Genomic DNA, 14652 nt, shown 5'->3' on the forward strand with positions numbered 1-14652 from the left:
CGGCTGGATTTGGCCCGTTAATTCGTGCAGCCAGGTGATCTTGGAACACTTAAGCGACCTGGAAATGAAAGTGCCTGCAGCCTTTAAGTACATTGTTGGACTGTTAACGCTACTCGCAATTGCGTGCAAAGGTCCGGCGGTTGTTGAAACGCCGGAAATCCAAATACCATCACAGCCCTTACAAAATGAAAGCGACCTGGATGTTTTAATCGATCAGATTGGTGATCGGAAGATTGTGCTGCTTGGCGAGGCATCGCATGGCACTGCCGAATACTACAGCTGGCGGGCAGCAATATCCAGACGGCTTATACAGGAAAAAGGCTTTCGAATGATTGCCATTGAAGGCGAATGGGCGGATAGCTACCGCGTAAATCAGTTTATCAAAGGAGATCTGAAAGACAGTTTACAGATCGTTTCTTTATTAAGGCAATACGACCGCTGGCCCACCTGGATGTGGAATAATTATGAGATCGCAGGACTGGTTGGCTGGCTTAATCGCTATAATCAGGAAAAGTTGGCTAAACAGAAGGTAGGCTTTTACGGGATGGACGTTTATTGTCTATGGGAGTCGATGGAGGAACTGATGCCCTATATACAGGGGAACGACAGTTTAACCCGGATGGCCGAGGCCGTTCGGAAATGCTTTAAGCCCTACAGTGCGGATGCAATTCAGTACGCGATCGCGGTCAGGGATGCGTCTGAAGATTGCAAGGCACAAACTTTACAATTATACCGGTCCGTATTGGCCTATACCGCTAGTCAGGCTTTAGATGAGGAAACCAAGTTAGTTATGCAGCAGCATTCGCTGGTGGCACTGAATGGGGAAAAGTATTACAGTGCCGCGGCAACGAGTAATGCTGCATCCTGGAACATTCGTGACAGGCACATGGGGGCGACGGTGAAAAGACTTATGGACCATCATGGATCTGATGCTAAGATGATCATCTGGGCACACAACACCCATGTGGGCGATGCCCGTTACACCGATATGGCAGCAGCGGGTATGACAAACCTGGGGCAGATGATCCGCAGCTTTTATGGTCCGGAGCAGGTGTATATTGTCGGATTTGGTTCTTACAGTGGTAAGGTGACCGCAGCGGATACCTGGGGTGGAAGTATCAGAACCATGCGGGTACCCAAAGCCCGTCGTGGTAGCTGGGAGGATTTGTTGCATAGCAACGGAGCTTTTAACAAGCTTATATTTTCGAATGCGCTTCGAGGCAACATTAAACTTATGGATGCAATCGGGCATCGTGCGATCGGCGTTCAGTACAATCCAGCTACCGAGAGCCGGAATTATGTACCTTCTATCATGCCCAACCGGTATGATGCTTTCTTGTTTTTTGAGGAGACAAGGGCACTGAAGCCGCTTCCAGTCTTACCAAAAAACGAACCACCGGATACTTATCCTTCAGGTTACTGATTATGAAGATAGCAGGTGACGGAGATACAGGCTTGGATTATCTAAAAACGATTTGGTCAGGTTATAGTGCTCGGTCTTCTGATAGGTTGTTTCCTCAACGCCCTCGCTGCTGAACTCATATATTGTTGCACCCGGATAACATATTAGCATTGGCGAGTGGGTTGCAATAATAAACTGTGCACGGCCACTTTGTTCAAGTTGATTTATCACAGCCATAAAAGCGAGGATTCTTGCGGGCGACAAAGCTGCTTCCGGCTCATCAAGAATATAGATTCCGGCATCAAAATGGTTGTTAAATAGTGAAAGGAATGATTCCCCATGGGACTGTTTATGCAGAGAACGCCCGCCATAAGCTTTTAAAATCGCCGGGTCGGCACTTGCAAGATCATCCACATAAGAAGCGAAATTGAAGAAGCTTTCTGCTCGCATGAAAAAGCCATTAGTTATTCTGCGAGGTGACCATGACAGTCGAAGGTATTCCGCTAATATAGATTCGTAAATTCGCTTGCCACTTAGATTATGATTTCGGTTACCTCCCCGGAGGCTAAATCCACAATGCGAGGCAATGCCTTCCAGTGAAGTAGATTTTCCCGATCCATTCTCACCAACAAAGAAGGTGACACTATTCTTCAGCTGAAGCTGTATTCCTGAGCTTAGACTCGGTATGTTTTTAAGATAATTGTCATCCTGAATTTGGGAAAGCGATATCTGGGATAAAAATGGCATGCGCAGTAAGGATTGGTATCTGGTTACAAAGTACAACCTTATGCGCAGACATCCCTAAGGGTATAGGCAAAAAAAAACATCCGCCTAAAAAGACGGATGTTTACCAATTTATGAAGGAAATCTAATTAGCTGATCTTAACATTAATTGCGTTTAAGCCTTTTTTACCTTGCTCAACGTCGTAGCTTACTGAATCGTTTTCACGAATGTTATCCATTAAGCCTGAAGAATGAACAAAAATTTCGGCGTCACCATTAGCTGGCACGATAAATCCAAAACCTTTTGTCTCATTGAAGAATTTTACTGTTCCTTGTTGCATTATATTGTACTTTAAATATATACAAATGTAATAAAAATATTTAAACATTAGTAAAATTACAACCTGATTTTTAAAATATGGTTAAATTATAGCCTGATGAAATTAAATTACCTCTGTGAATCCTGAAGTTACGGCATCCGACGATAGTTTATCTCAGTTGCTCTTTCCTCTGCCCCACCCGGTTCAATATTGTAAGCTGTTATGAGTATCTGGTCGTCACTTTTGACCTCAATAGTAGTTCTCCAGCCCCATGGTTCCGGCATTCCTCCGCCTCCGTAGCTACCTAAAACAGAATGTCCTGCCGGAGTTGCATCTCCTTCAGAGAACATTATGCCTGTTCCCATGTGGAAGCTATCAACCCAGGCTGTCTGATATCGCTCATACGGGAAGCTGTAGCCGATGACTGCCAAGCCTTCCAGCGGCTTACCTTGTAAACTACTTTGATATTGGTGGAGCAAGAAGCGGCCACCTAAAATCGAAGTGATCGTACCCTTAACGGGGGATTCGTCTGCGAGCAGGTCTTTCTCGAACCAGGTTCGCGATGTGCCTTCCCAGCTGCCGCACAGCTTTCCGAGCTGATGATGAGGGCCATCTTCCAATGACATCTCAAATTTGCTTTTTTTAGGTTCCATATAGGATAAGGTTAAGTTTCGTATTCATCTTCTTAATGAATGCAATTTGGTTGCATCACCAAGTTAAAGAAGAAAGTTGAACTACCCATGGTTTATAGAAATTCAGCAGCTTGACAAGGGGGAGTTTATAAGTCGACGACACCTCCGCCCAAGGCCCGGTATAGTTCCACAGCAGCGATCAACTGCGATGTTTTGATTTCGGCCAGGGCCAGTTCACTTTGCAGGAAGTTACTTTGTGCGGTTATGACCTCCAGATATGTTGCCATTCCGTTTTTGAACAAAAGGTTTGCATTTGAAACCGCTTGCTGTAAGGTTACAACCCGTCTGGAAGAAATTTCATACTGCTGTTGCAGCTTCTGGATTCTTGTCAATTCATCCGATACCTCAGCCGTTGCATTGAGCACCGTTTGTCTGAACTGAATCACTACCCGCTCGCGATCAACTTTCGCCAGTTCATATTGTGTTTTCAGTTGGCGGCGTTGGAAGATTGGTTGCGTGATCCCCCCCGATACCACACCAAATAAAGAGGCTGGAACTTTAAACCAGTTACTTGCTTTAAATGCATTTAAGCCACCGTTTGCGGTGATGCTTAAGGTTGGATATAGATCAGCCTTGGTGATGCCTACCGTTGCATTTGCCATATCTAAAGCCAACTCCGCACTTTTAACATCCGGCCTGGCACTTACCATGGCGGCTGGATAACCGCTTGGTAGTTCAACAGGCGCTTTAATGTTGTTCAGGCTGGTTTGCCGTTCTATCGCTGAGGGCAGCTTTCCAGTAAGTACACTCAGCGCATTCTCCTGGATGGTGATGGCTTGTTCCAGCTGCGGAATCAGCTGTGCTGCGACGAGTTGCTGCGCCTCTGCCTGCTGGATGGCCAAGGAGGTCACCTGGCCAGCATCATACTGCATTTTGATGATCCGGAGTGTGCTGTCGCTCAACTGAAGGTTTCTTTTTGCGACGTTCATTTGCGCATCCATCATCATCAACTGGTAGAAACCTTGTGCCACATTGGCCACAATCCTGGTTTGTAAAGCTTTTCTGGCTTCTGCGGTTTGCAGATAACCAGCCAGCGCAGATTTCTGTTGATTTTTAATCTTGCGCCAAATGTCTGCTTCCCAACTTAAGCCGAGACCTGCATTGAAATCTTCAATGTGCCTGGTACCCAGAAACTGGCTGGTGCTCAATCCATTTAAGCTGTTGTCTGATGGCCGGTTGGAACTTGCGGTGATCTGCATATTGATCACCGGCAGGTTACCCAAACGTGATTGTTTGAACAGCAGTTCCGAAGCTTCTATATTCTTCATTGCGAGCTGCAGGTCGTAGTTCCGGATCAAAGCGGTATCAATCAGCCGCTGAATATCGGGCTCCCTGATGAAGGCTTTCAGTGGCAGTGCAGCGATACTGCTGGAATCTTTGGGCTGAGCGCCGCGGAAGGTCTCCGGTATTGCGGTTGTGGGTACCGGGACATCCTTAGACACCTTACAACCCGCAACCAAGGCGCTGAATAAAAGGAGATAGAATATGGTTTTATGCGTTTTCATGAACAAGTTCTTTAACGTGATTTTCACTGGTTGGAACAACTACTTTAATTTTTGAGACCTTTTCCTGCAAATACTGGAAGAAGATGAAGAGTACAGGGATGAAGAATAATCCAAGCACGACGCCGAATACCATTCCTCCGGCGGCACCGATACTGATCGAGTGATTACCCAGGGCAGACGGCCCTTTCGCGTTCATCATCGGGATCATACCCACGATAAATGCAAGTGAGGTCATGATGATCGGTCGGAGGCGGAGTTTAGCAGCTTCAATAGCGGCAGCAGACAGCGATTTGCCCGCACGTCGGCGTTGGACGGCAAATTCGACAATCAGAATCGCGTTTTTAGCCAGCAAGCCGATCAACATCACCAGCGCAACCTGCACATAGATGTTATTGGCGATTCCAGTGAGGCCAATGGCAACGAATACGCCGAGGATACCAGCCGGGATCGAAAGCACAACCGCCAGAGGCAATATGTAGCTCTCATATTGAGCTGCTAACAGGAAGTACACAAAGATCAGGCAGAGCGTGAAAATGATCACTGACTGTCCACCAGAAGAGATCTCTTCCTTGGTTAGTCCGGTAAACTCATACGAATAACCGAAGGGCAGCTGTTTTTGGGCTACTTCTTCTACTGCGCGAATCGCGTCACCCGAACTATATCCTGGTTTTGGAATCGCATTGATGCCTATAGAGTTGAACAGGTTGTACCTGGATACATTCTCCGGTCCATAAACCCGCTTTAACTTCACGATCGTATTTATGGGCACCATATCACCTTGATTGTTTTTGACAAAAACACCATCCATAGACGCTGGTTCTACCCTGTCGGCTTTATCGGCCTGCACCATCACACGGTAGTACTTACCGAAACGGTTGAAATCTGAGGCTTGTGAACTTCCAAAATAGGTCTGCATGGTTTGTAATACATCTTTAACACGGACACCGAGCTGATCCGCTTTTTCGTCATCAACCTGCAGCTCAAGCTGTGGATAGTCTGACCGGAATGAAGTGAATGCCATAGCGATCTCCGGGCGCTTCATCAGCTCGCCGATAAACTTGCTGCTGATTCCGCTGAACTTATCCAGACTGCCACCGGTACGATCCTGAAGCACCATATCCAAGCCGTCTACATTACTAAAGCCGGGAACAGTTGGGAAGGTGAACACAAAGAAGCTGGCACCTTTGATGGTCGCGAGTTTTCCACGCACTTCATCCATGATCTCGTTGATGTCCTTCAGTTTACCTCGCTCAGCTGTTGGCTTAAGCAGGATAAAAGACACGCCCATGGAAGGACTTGAAGATTGCGTTAGAATATTGAAGCCTGATAATCCCATCAAGGTTTTCTTGGACTCCATGTCGCCAAGTTTGTCCTCAAGCTCCTTAATGGCTTTGGTGGTCCGGTCTAAAGAAGCACCTACAGGCATAGACAAGGAAATGGCGATAAAACCCTGATCCTCTGAGGGGATAAATCCTGAAGGTGTTCTTTTCACCAAAATCCCCGTGATCAGCATGACCACCAGCAAACCTGCAACGCTAACCCACTTGTAACGAATCAGAAAACGTAAGGAGCCCAGGTATTTATTGGTGAGTTTTTCAAATCCTGAGTTGAAGCCAATGAAGAACTTCTCTTTAAAGGTTTTCTTCGCCATCGTTCCGTTGGAGTGGCTGTGATTTTCTTTTAAAAACAGCGCGGTTAATGCGGGGCTCAGGGTAAGGGCATTCACCGCGGAGATCACAATGGCTATCGCCAGGGTAAAGGCAAACTGGCGGTAGAAAACACCTGTAGAACCTTCCATGAAACCTACCGGTAAGAACACCGCCGACATCACCAGGGTTATGGAGATGATTGCACCTGTGATTTCCCGCATGGCGGAGATGGTTGCCGCTTTAGGGGCCAGGTTTGAATGTTCCATCTTGGCATGCACCGCCTCGACAACGACAATGGCGTCATCGACGACAATACCAATGGCTAACACGAGTGCAAACAATGTGAGCAGGTTGATGGAGAAACCAAATAACTGCATGAAAAAGAAGGTTCCCAGGATGGCCACCGGTACGGCAATTGCTGGAATTAAGGTAGACCGGAAGTCTTGCAGGAAGATAAACACCACAATAAACACGAGGATAAATGCCTCGATAAGCGTCGCTTTCACCTGATTGATCGAAATATCCAGTGAATCCTTAGTGTTGTACAGGATCAGGTGTTTCACGCCTTTGGGGAAGTCTTTGGAGGCTTTTTCCATCAGCTTGGCGATGGCAATCTGGATTTCATTGGAGTTGGAACCGGATAATTGCATCACGGCGATATTGATCCCCGGCTTTCCATTCACCCTGGTAAAGTTGCTATAGGTGTATGTTCCGAACTCTACGCGGGCTACATCTTTTAACCTTAGGATGGAGCCATCTGCATTTGTTTTTACGGCAATATTTTCATAGTCACCAGGTTTGTTCAGCTTACCCTTGTACTTGATCACGTATTCAAAGGACGCTGTACTACTTTCACCAAATTTACCCGGCGCAGCTTCAAGACTTTTGTCCTGAATTGCAGCCATAACTTCATTAGGCGTAAGCTGATAAGTTGCCATTTGCGCAGGATTCAGCCATACTCGCATAGAGTAATCTTTATTTCCGCCAAAAATGATGGACTGCCCTACCCCCGGAATCCTTTTAATCTCCGGAATAATATTGATTTGAGCATAGTTGGCAAGAAAGGCCTGGTCGTAGTTTTCAGTATCTTCTGCAAACATGTCAACAACCATGATCAAGCTGTTCTGCTGCTTTGACGTGGTGATCCCTGCTTGTACCACCTCCGCAGGAAGCTGGCTGGTCGCCTGGGAAACACGGTTCTGCACGTTCACGGCTGCCTGATCGGGATCGGTGCCCAGCTTAAAGTAAACGGTAATGACCAAAGAACCATCATTACTGGCGGTGGAACTCATGTAACTCATGTTCTCGACGCCGTTTATAGATTCTTCCAATGATGGTGCTACCGAGCGCAATACGGTTTCCGCATTTGCACCTGGATAAAGGGCCATCACCTGCACCGCGGGCGGCGCAATGTCAGGAAATTGCTGCAAAGGCAGTTTAGTTAGGCCAATCACTCCAAGAATGACCAGCAGAATGGAGATCACAGTAGCCAGTACTGGTCGCTCAATAAATTTCTTAAACATCTTTAACGTATTATTTGATATTAGCTGCAGTTAAGTCTTTTGATTGCTCCGGTTGGATAAGCTCGCCTTCTTTCAGGTTTTCCATTCCTTTTAGCACGATCCTGTCCCCGGCTTTAATGCCATTTCTGACCAGGTAATTTGTACCGCTGGTACCAAGTACGGTGATGGGTTGTTTGCTTACTTTGTTTTCTTTATCTACCGAAAAGATGAATATCTTATCCTGGATTTCTACTGTTGCCTCCTGGGGCACGGAAAGCGCGTTCTCATGGGTCATGATCAGCTGGATCTTGCCAGTGTTTCCAGAGCGCAACAGCCCATCCTCATTCGGGAAAGTAGCTCTTAGCGTGATTGCGCCGGTTTGCTTGTCGAACTGCCCGTCTATCATGTCAAGTTTACCTTTTTTCGGATATACAGTATTGTCGGCAAGTAATAGCGAGACACCAGGAATGTTTCGGATACGCTCTGCTACAGTTTTACCCGCATATCTTTCATTGAAGTTGATGAAATCGTCTTCGCTCAAGGAAAAGTAAACATGTACCTCGTGGGCGTCAGACAAACGGGTAAGTGGCACAGGATCGTCGGCCCCAACTAAACTTCCCTGTTTTTTAGGAAGTCTGCCGACGTAGCCGGTAACTGGCGCTTTTATCAGCGTGTAGCCAAGGTTGATCTCTGCTGTGGCAATGCCTGCCTTTGCCTGTTCAACACTCGCCAACGCAGCAGCATGTGCAGCTTTAGCACTTTTTAATTGGAAGTCCGAGACCACCTTGTTGGCAACTAGCGGCGTGAGCTTATCAATTTCGAGCTGCGCATTCTGTGCCGCGGCTTTGGCCGACTGCAAGGTTGCTTTGGCATTGTTCAAAGCCTCTCTAAATGGTAGTTCATTGATCTTAAATAGAGGTTGACCTTTTTGGACCAGCGCGCCTTCATTCACAAAGACCTTTTCAATGGAGCCAGATACCTGGGGGCGAATTTCAAGATCCACTGCCCCTTCGATTAAGGCTGGGTATTCGAGCAGTGTATTTTCAGAGCTGCTATTGATGGTTAAAACAGGTAGTGCCTGAACAACCGTACTGGAGACTTGAAGCTTCTCCTGTCGCTGACAGGCAAATAGCAATAAGGCAAGAGCCAGGCTAAAGACTTTCATAACGTTATTAGATCGTTTAACAGCGTTAGATGGTGGGGTGCAGTTAAGGTGATTTTCCATGATTTTAAAGTTAAATTGTTGGTGAGATAACGGTTATAGGTAATCTAACACCGTTAAGTGAAGTTTTTAAAAAGAGGGTTCAATGATTGAACCCTAAATTTTTATTCGTTTATATATTTGATAATTCCTTTGATGGCGTCTTGTAGTATCTGTTGATTCATTTCTTGTCCCCTGCCCCGGTTAACCAGGTTTATGGATATCAAACCGTGTATCACAGACCAAAAGGTGTAGAACTTCCTAAATACCAGATCTTTGTCAGGTTCCTCTGCCGTCATCACTTCTTTGATCTTCTCAAAGAACAGGTTGAGCGATAGTTCTGCCTCGGGAAACTCATTCTTTCGATAACAGCAATTCATTTCCACGCCATACATGAGCTGATATAATTCTTTATGTTCAAATGCAAAGTTCCAGTAAGCAATCCACATGGTTTCGAGTTGCTTTACAGGGTCTGCATCCTTCTCCATAGATTTCTTGACCTCTTGTCCCAGGATCACGTATCCCTTGCGGGTAAGTTCAAAAAGGATTCCTTCCTTATTTTCAAAATACTCGTAGATGATGGGTGCAGTATATTCTATCTTGTCAGCGATTTTTCGCATACTTAAAGCCTGCCATCCATCTTCTTTTACAATCTCTAAGGCTGCATCCAGGATGTTATTTCTGGTTTCTTCCTTTAATCTTGCAATCCGCTCTTTACTTCCCATATTTCAATCTGTTATATCATTTAACAGTGTTAGACAAATGTAGAACCGTTTTTGCAAATAACAATCATCCATTTGTCAAGACTATTTTGGTGCTTATACAAAATACCAATGCACAGACAATCCGAAGGATTCAAACAGGATTTGAGATCAAATGGTAGTTCAGGTTTTTGATACGCTTAAGCATCGCGTTATCTAATCTGCTGCGTGATAAAGCATTAAGTCATATGTTTTTATTAAGTTAGTATCATACAAGCCAGATATGAATTTTAGAACCTTGATCTTATTAGCACTGACCATCTTTTCCCTGGGTCAGGTAAAAGCGCAGCAGAAACTAGACACCAGCTTATTCAATTCCGATGGCGGTGCAACAATCACACAGAATGGGCAATTGATTGAACTCACCTGGCCGGCAGGAAAAGACACCAGGGGCAAAATACAGTTGGATATGTCTGCTAGCAGTCCCTTGTTTAAGTACATTGGTCTAAGTTCCAAATCTAAGTTTCACACTGTCGCTGAAGATCTAGATCCATCATTTCTGTTGAGCATTGGAAAACGGGATCTCTTGTCACAGAACAGCTGGAATATTTTTTTTGACAAGGTGCCCGCCCGCCCGCATGCTACCTACCCGGTGGTATTAAAGAAAGATTCGATTTCAGTAAAAACGATCGGCAGCCGGACGGTTGTCTCTTTGGGGAGCCTTAAAGCGGACCGCTTTTCTGGTAAGCTGGAGCTTACGTTCTACAATGGCAGTCCGCTGTTTAATATAGCTGCGGTAATGTCTACGGAGGCTGACGCCACGGCAATCGTCTATGATGCAGGACTGGTAAGCCGGTCTAAGAAATGGGAAAAACTAACCTGGGTGAATACCAGTGATCAGTTCGCTACTGCAGCAGTCAACTATGGGGATTCTGCCCGGAATCTGGCCCTGAAGTATCGTACGATTGCTGCACAGCGCAAGGGCGGTGCTTTGGCCATCTTTCCTCCGCCACATCAGTATTTCTATCCACTTGATGAGGCGTTCAATTTGAAATTTATCTGGCATGGCGCCAATTATCGTGGGCTGGTCGACGGTTATGGCATGGGCATCAGGCAGGAACTGGAAGGTGACAGACGTTTTGTTCCTTGGTTCAACGCACCTCCGGGAACGAAACAGCGGCTTAACTTTTTCTGCCTGCTCGGGAATTCAGGCAGCGGGGATGTGCTTGAAGCAGTGAAAAAGTTTACCAATGCGGATCGTTACGCTAGCCTCCCGGGATTTAAAACCATGTCCAGCCACTTTCATAATGAATTTATCATGAATGTTGTGCTCGCCGGCAAAGCTGTTCCAGAGAAGCCGGAGTTTGTAGATGTATTTAAACGCCTTGGTGTGGATATGGTTCATTTGGGGGAGTTTCACTATACCGCACATCCCAAGGGGCCGGATTCGCTCCGTCTGAAAGAACTGAAAACGTTGTTCGAGCAATGCGAACGTTTATCCGATGACCATTTTCTGCTGATGCCTGGTGAGGAGCCAAATGAATTTTTCGGGGGACACTGGCTTCAAATATTTCCCAAGCCGGTATATTGGGTAATGGCCCGGTCGAAAGGTGTACCGTACGTTCAGGAGCAACCAGGTTTTGGGAAGGTGTACCATATTGGGGATAAACACGATATGCTCCGTTTGCTTAAGGATGAACATGGACTTGCCTGGACGGCACACGCACGCACAAAGGGCTCGGTGAACACACCTGATATTTACAACCACGAAGAGTTTTTCAAGTCTGATCGCTTTATGGGCGCTGCCTGGAAAGCTATGCCGGCTGATCTTTCTCAACCGCGACTCGGCAACCGTGTGCTCGACCTTTTAGATGATATGAACAACTGGGGAGAAAAGAAGACCGTTATCGCCGAGGCTGACCTTTTTACCATCACACAGGAAAACGAGATGTACGCCCACATGAATGTGAACTACATGATGATGGACAAGCTTCCTAAGTTCAGCGAAGGCTGGAAGCCCGTTGTCGACGCGATGAAGCGGGGTAAATTCTTCAGCAGTACCGGAGAGGTTTTGATGCATGAACTGCAGGTAAACGGCAAGCTTTCCGGTGAGACGCTGAAGCTGAATGCAGATGCTACAGCTGATATACGGCTAAAACTCAGCTGGACCTTCCCAATGAACTTTGTCGAGATCATTTCCGGCGACGGAGAGAAAGTTTACAGGGAAAAGGTAGACCTGACAGATACCGAGGCCTACGGAACAAAAACCTTTGCTCTTAGACCTGAACTGAAGGGCCGCAAATGGTTGCGTGTGGAAGCCTGGGATTGTGCAGCTAACGGAGCATTTAGCCAGACGTTTTACGTGGAGCAATAAATGTTATGCCAGCGACTGGAGCGGATGAAAAGCTTTATAGGTTACTTTCTATCGCTCCCACCTGCTCACGATGCAAGTCTAAAGGTTGGTCAAGCAATATTGCAATCACCGTAATATGCTTGTCCAGTCGGGATTCTGGTATTGGAATGTAAATGATGCCGGGCACCGCACTCCAGTAAAGCTTATTATAGATTTGCGGTTCGATCATCGTACCCTCGCCAACAACTCTGATTCTGCTAATCTTGTTTTTGATGCCTTTTAATGCAATAGGTCCGGTGGGTGTCCCTTCGACAAAAAGATACAAGGTCTGCTTGTCTGCTGCTAGTGTGCTGTTGCCCTGATAGTGACCTTCAGGTAAGCCCTTGCCTGTTTTGTATAACGCCTCAGCATGCTTTGTAATCCATCCGTACACGTCTGGAGATAAATTATTCTTTTCTTTTTCCAATCCAAGTCCGTCGACTTCGAGTTTAGTATCTAGAAATGGATTGTTACCTTCATGTAGCGCATTGGTGAGTCTTTTCAGTTGAAGCGGATTAGCTATCTTTTCATCTTTCAAGTGTGCAAGATTAATGTTTGTGGTTCTTGAGTCGTGCAATTCTAAGGGTTGATCAAATCTTAAAGCAATAACCGTTACTTCAGTATCTGCAGCCGAGGGAGGGATGTTTAATAAGAGATCATTTCCATCTCTGTCAAAGGATGCTCCTGCTTCACTGCCGACAATTTTGACACTAAGAGGCTGCGATTTTACATCCCTCAACAACAAACTCTCATCATTTTTAGGAATCCAGTCGACATAAAGATAAAGTGTCTTTTTATCCTTAGATAATGCAGTTTTCCCACTAAAGTGCTTGCTGGGAATACCAGCTCTTGTACCGTAAATAGCTTCGCTATGCTTGTTTGTCCATCGCCCTAATTGTTTAAGAATATGCACCTGCTCTTCAGGAATGGTGCCGTCGGCCTTTGGACCAATATCAAGCAATAGGTTACCACCCATGCTGATACAATCTACCAATGTCCTGATAATCATATTAGGCGACTTGTATTTATCGTCGAAAGGCTGATATCCCCAGGAATCATTCATGGTATAGCAGAGTTCCCAGTAGTCATTCTTAGGCTTTAGAACAGGAATACCTTGTTCTGGTGTTTCGTAATCGCCATGGTCGTTTAATCTAGAATTGATAATAATATTAGGATTGTATTTTCTTAGATTATTCAGCACTTTTTCACTCTGCCATTCTTCAGCCGTATGCTCCCAGTCTCCATCGAACCACAGGAGGTCAGGTTTATAGATCTTTGATATTTCATTAAGCTGGGTATGAAAGTAAGTAAGGTACTTGTTCCAACGAGCTGGAGATTCAATCACCTGATATCTTTTACGTGCTCTTGTGAATACATCATAATCAGGATGGCTCCAGTCTGGCAGGGAAAAGTAAATCCCTGTTTTTAAGCCTGACTTTTTTAGTTCAGCGACAAAGGGGCTTAGTAGATCTTTTTTCGCAGCACTATTGTTCAAGGTTGTAATCGGATTGATCGCTTTTGTATCCCATAAAGCCACACCATCATGATGTTTACTGGTAATTACGGAGTACTTTGCTCCACTCTCCTTGATCAGGTTTACCCATTCCTGCGGCTTGTAGTGCGTGGCGGTTAAACCATCAAGCTGCTTCATATAGCTGTCATGACTCAAATAGTTGTTGAAGAAAGACCAGGATTCAGAAACTCCGTTCACGGAATAGATGCCCCAATGAATGAAGATGCCAAGTTTTGCGTCTTTAAACCATTCCATTTTCTTACGCTTTTCAGCTGATATTTCTTTAGCCTCTTGCTGAGCAGAAAGTTTAATAAATGGAAATAAGATTAATAGAAAGAGTAACGCTTTGTTTAACGAGCCTTGATACATATCTAAATTTAAGGTACAGTGTTGGCAAATTTAAAACTGTTTTTAGGATATGTATCATCAATTGTTAAACATCTTAGTGCTCATATCACGGGGTGGTTCTCCTTTTAGTTCCGAAAACCTCCTTAACTTCTACTACTTTAATAAGCTTATTACTACCAGAAGGTATTCTGAACCATTTTTAGGCTAAAAAAAACGGCCTTAACAAGGTGTTGAGGCCGTTTTTAGGTTGTTCCCTCTAAAGGTATCAGAGGGGGTGTACCCAGCGCCGGAGTCGAACCGGCACGGTTTCCCACAGGTGTTTGAGACCAGCGCGTCTACCAATTCCGCCAGCTGGGCATTTGCTTGTTAGCGGGATGCAAATCTATTCATTGTCTCCCAAACTTCCAAGATTAATTTTCATTATCTTCTTTTAATTTTTTGTCCACCCAGAATGGTGCGAAAGGTAAAAATGACGAAAGCAGGAACATCGCTGCTTTACTTGCCTTCCATCTGCTTTCCTGCCAGGTCATTAGCCAGAAAACGATGTATAAGACAAACAGCAGTCCATGCGCCCAACCTGTATATTTCACCGCTAGCGGCATGTCTGCCCAATACTTCAATGGCATCGCGATAAACAATAAAAGGATGTAAGAAATCCCTTCTGCAACGGCTACTTTTCTGAAAATGGCGGAAGTATGCATCAT

Annotated in this window: 11 protein-coding genes and 1 tRNA gene; 2 read left to right on the plus strand and 10 right to left on the minus strand. The window is 45.5% G+C overall.

The window, feature by feature from the left end; all coding sequences use genetic code 11:
- The first annotated feature begins 40 nt into the window (after nucleotides 1-40).
- On the plus strand, nucleotides 41-1423 hold the full coding sequence (locus ACTHQF_RS10125) for an erythromycin esterase family protein (RefSeq protein WP_440430089.1): 1383 nt from the start codon (nucleotides 41-43) through the stop codon (nucleotides 1421-1423).
- Here the strand turns inward: ACTHQF_RS10125 and ACTHQF_RS10130 are convergent, their stop codons facing one another.
- The 7 genes from ACTHQF_RS10130 to ACTHQF_RS10160 form a co-directional block, all read right to left on the minus strand.
- Nucleotides 1424-2149 (minus strand): AAA family ATPase, encoded by a 726-nt coding sequence (locus ACTHQF_RS10130; protein ID WP_440430091.1) that lies wholly within the window; start codon nucleotides 2147-2149, stop codon nucleotides 1424-1426. It abuts the gene before it with no gap.
- Between the two features lie 125 nt (nucleotides 2150-2274).
- Nucleotides 2275-2466 carry a cold-shock protein gene (locus ACTHQF_RS10135; RefSeq protein ID WP_188625056.1) on the minus strand — a complete coding sequence of 64 codons (192 nt, stop codon included), beginning with the start codon at nucleotides 2464-2466 and terminating at the stop codon, nucleotides 2275-2277.
- 128 nt (nucleotides 2467-2594) lie between these two features.
- Nucleotides 2595-3098: a DUF1579 domain-containing protein gene (locus ACTHQF_RS10140; protein WP_440430094.1), complete on the minus strand. Its 504-nt coding sequence runs from the start codon at nucleotides 3096-3098 to the stop codon at nucleotides 2595-2597.
- A 125-nt stretch (nucleotides 3099-3223) separates the two neighbouring features.
- Nucleotides 3224-4642 carry an efflux transporter outer membrane subunit gene (locus tag ACTHQF_RS10145; protein WP_440430095.1) on the minus strand — a complete coding sequence of 473 codons (1419 nt, stop codon included), beginning with the start codon at nucleotides 4640-4642 and terminating at the stop codon, nucleotides 3224-3226.
- Nucleotides 4629-7814: an efflux RND transporter permease subunit gene (locus tag ACTHQF_RS10150; RefSeq protein WP_440430097.1), complete on the minus strand. Its 3186-nt coding sequence runs from the start codon at nucleotides 7812-7814 to the stop codon at nucleotides 4629-4631. Before ACTHQF_RS10150 ends, ACTHQF_RS10145 begins: the two co-directional genes overlap by 14 nt.
- Nucleotides 7815-7824: 10 nt before the next feature.
- Entirely contained in the window at nucleotides 7825-8958 is a 1134-nt protein-coding gene (locus ACTHQF_RS10155) for an efflux RND transporter periplasmic adaptor subunit (protein ID WP_440430098.1), read from the minus strand.
- Nucleotides 8959-9119: 161 nt separating this feature from the next.
- Nucleotides 9120-9719: a TetR/AcrR family transcriptional regulator gene (locus ACTHQF_RS10160; protein ID WP_440430099.1), complete on the minus strand. Its 600-nt coding sequence runs from the start codon at nucleotides 9717-9719 to the stop codon at nucleotides 9120-9122.
- Nucleotides 9720-9978: 259 nt separating this feature from the next.
- Here ACTHQF_RS10160 and ACTHQF_RS10165 point away from each other — a divergent pair, with 259 nt between their 5' ends.
- Nucleotides 9979-12069, plus strand: a complete 2091-nt coding sequence (locus ACTHQF_RS10165) for a hypothetical protein (protein WP_440430100.1) — start codon at nucleotides 9979-9981, stop codon at nucleotides 12067-12069.
- Nucleotides 12070-12103: 34 nt separating this feature from the next.
- Here the strand turns inward: ACTHQF_RS10165 and ACTHQF_RS10170 are convergent, their stop codons facing one another.
- The 3 genes from ACTHQF_RS10170 to ACTHQF_RS10180 form a co-directional block, all read right to left on the minus strand.
- Nucleotides 12104-13855 carry an alpha-L-fucosidase gene (locus tag ACTHQF_RS10170; RefSeq protein ID WP_440430101.1) on the minus strand — a complete coding sequence of 584 codons (1752 nt, stop codon included), beginning with the start codon at nucleotides 13853-13855 and terminating at the stop codon, nucleotides 12104-12106.
- Between the two features lie 370 nt (nucleotides 13856-14225).
- Nucleotides 14226-14305 (minus strand) — tRNA-Leu (locus tag ACTHQF_RS10175).
- A gap of 53 nt (nucleotides 14306-14358) precedes the next feature.
- Nucleotides 14359-14652, minus strand: a complete 294-nt coding sequence (locus tag ACTHQF_RS10180) for a DUF3817 domain-containing protein (RefSeq protein WP_440430102.1) — start codon at nucleotides 14650-14652, stop codon at nucleotides 14359-14361.

This window comes from Pedobacter sp. SAFR-022 (genome assembly GCF_051965375.1).
Classification (GTDB): Bacteria; Bacteroidota; Bacteroidia; order Sphingobacteriales; family Sphingobacteriaceae; genus Pedobacter.

Coding starts and splice junctions, on each gene's coding strand:
- ACTHQF_RS10130 (WP_440430091.1), bottom strand. CDS start 2,149: ATGCCATTTTTATCCCAGATATCGCTTTCCCAAATTCAGGATGACAAT.
- ACTHQF_RS10180 (WP_440430102.1), bottom strand. CDS start 14,652: ATGATGCATACTTCCGCCATTTTCAGAAAAGTAGCCGTTGCAGAAGGG.
- ACTHQF_RS10170 (WP_440430101.1), bottom strand. CDS start 13,855: ATGGAATGGTTTAAAGACGCAAAACTTGGCATCTTCATTCATTGGGGC.
- ACTHQF_RS10160 (WP_440430099.1), bottom strand. CDS start 9,719: ATGGGAAGTAAAGAGCGGATTGCAAGATTAAAGGAAGAAACCAGAAAT.
- ACTHQF_RS10145 (WP_440430095.1), bottom strand. CDS start 4,642: ATGAAAACGCATAAAACCATATTCTATCTCCTTTTATTCAGCGCCTTG.
- ACTHQF_RS10135 (WP_188625056.1), bottom strand. CDS start 2,466: ATGCAACAAGGAACAGTAAAATTCTTCAATGAGACAAAAGGTTTTGGA.
- ACTHQF_RS10165 (WP_440430100.1), top strand. CDS start 9,979: ATGAATTTTAGAACCTTGATCTTATTAGCACTGACCATCTTTTCCCTG.
- ACTHQF_RS10140 (WP_440430094.1), bottom strand. CDS start 3,098: ATGGAACCTAAAAAAAGCAAATTTGAGATGTCATTGGAAGATGGCCCT.
- ACTHQF_RS10155 (WP_440430098.1), bottom strand. CDS start 8,958: ATGAAAGTCTTTAGCCTGGCTCTTGCCTTATTGCTATTTGCCTGTCAG.
- ACTHQF_RS10150 (WP_440430097.1), bottom strand. CDS start 7,814: ATGTTTAAGAAATTTATTGAGCGACCAGTACTGGCTACTGTGATCTCC.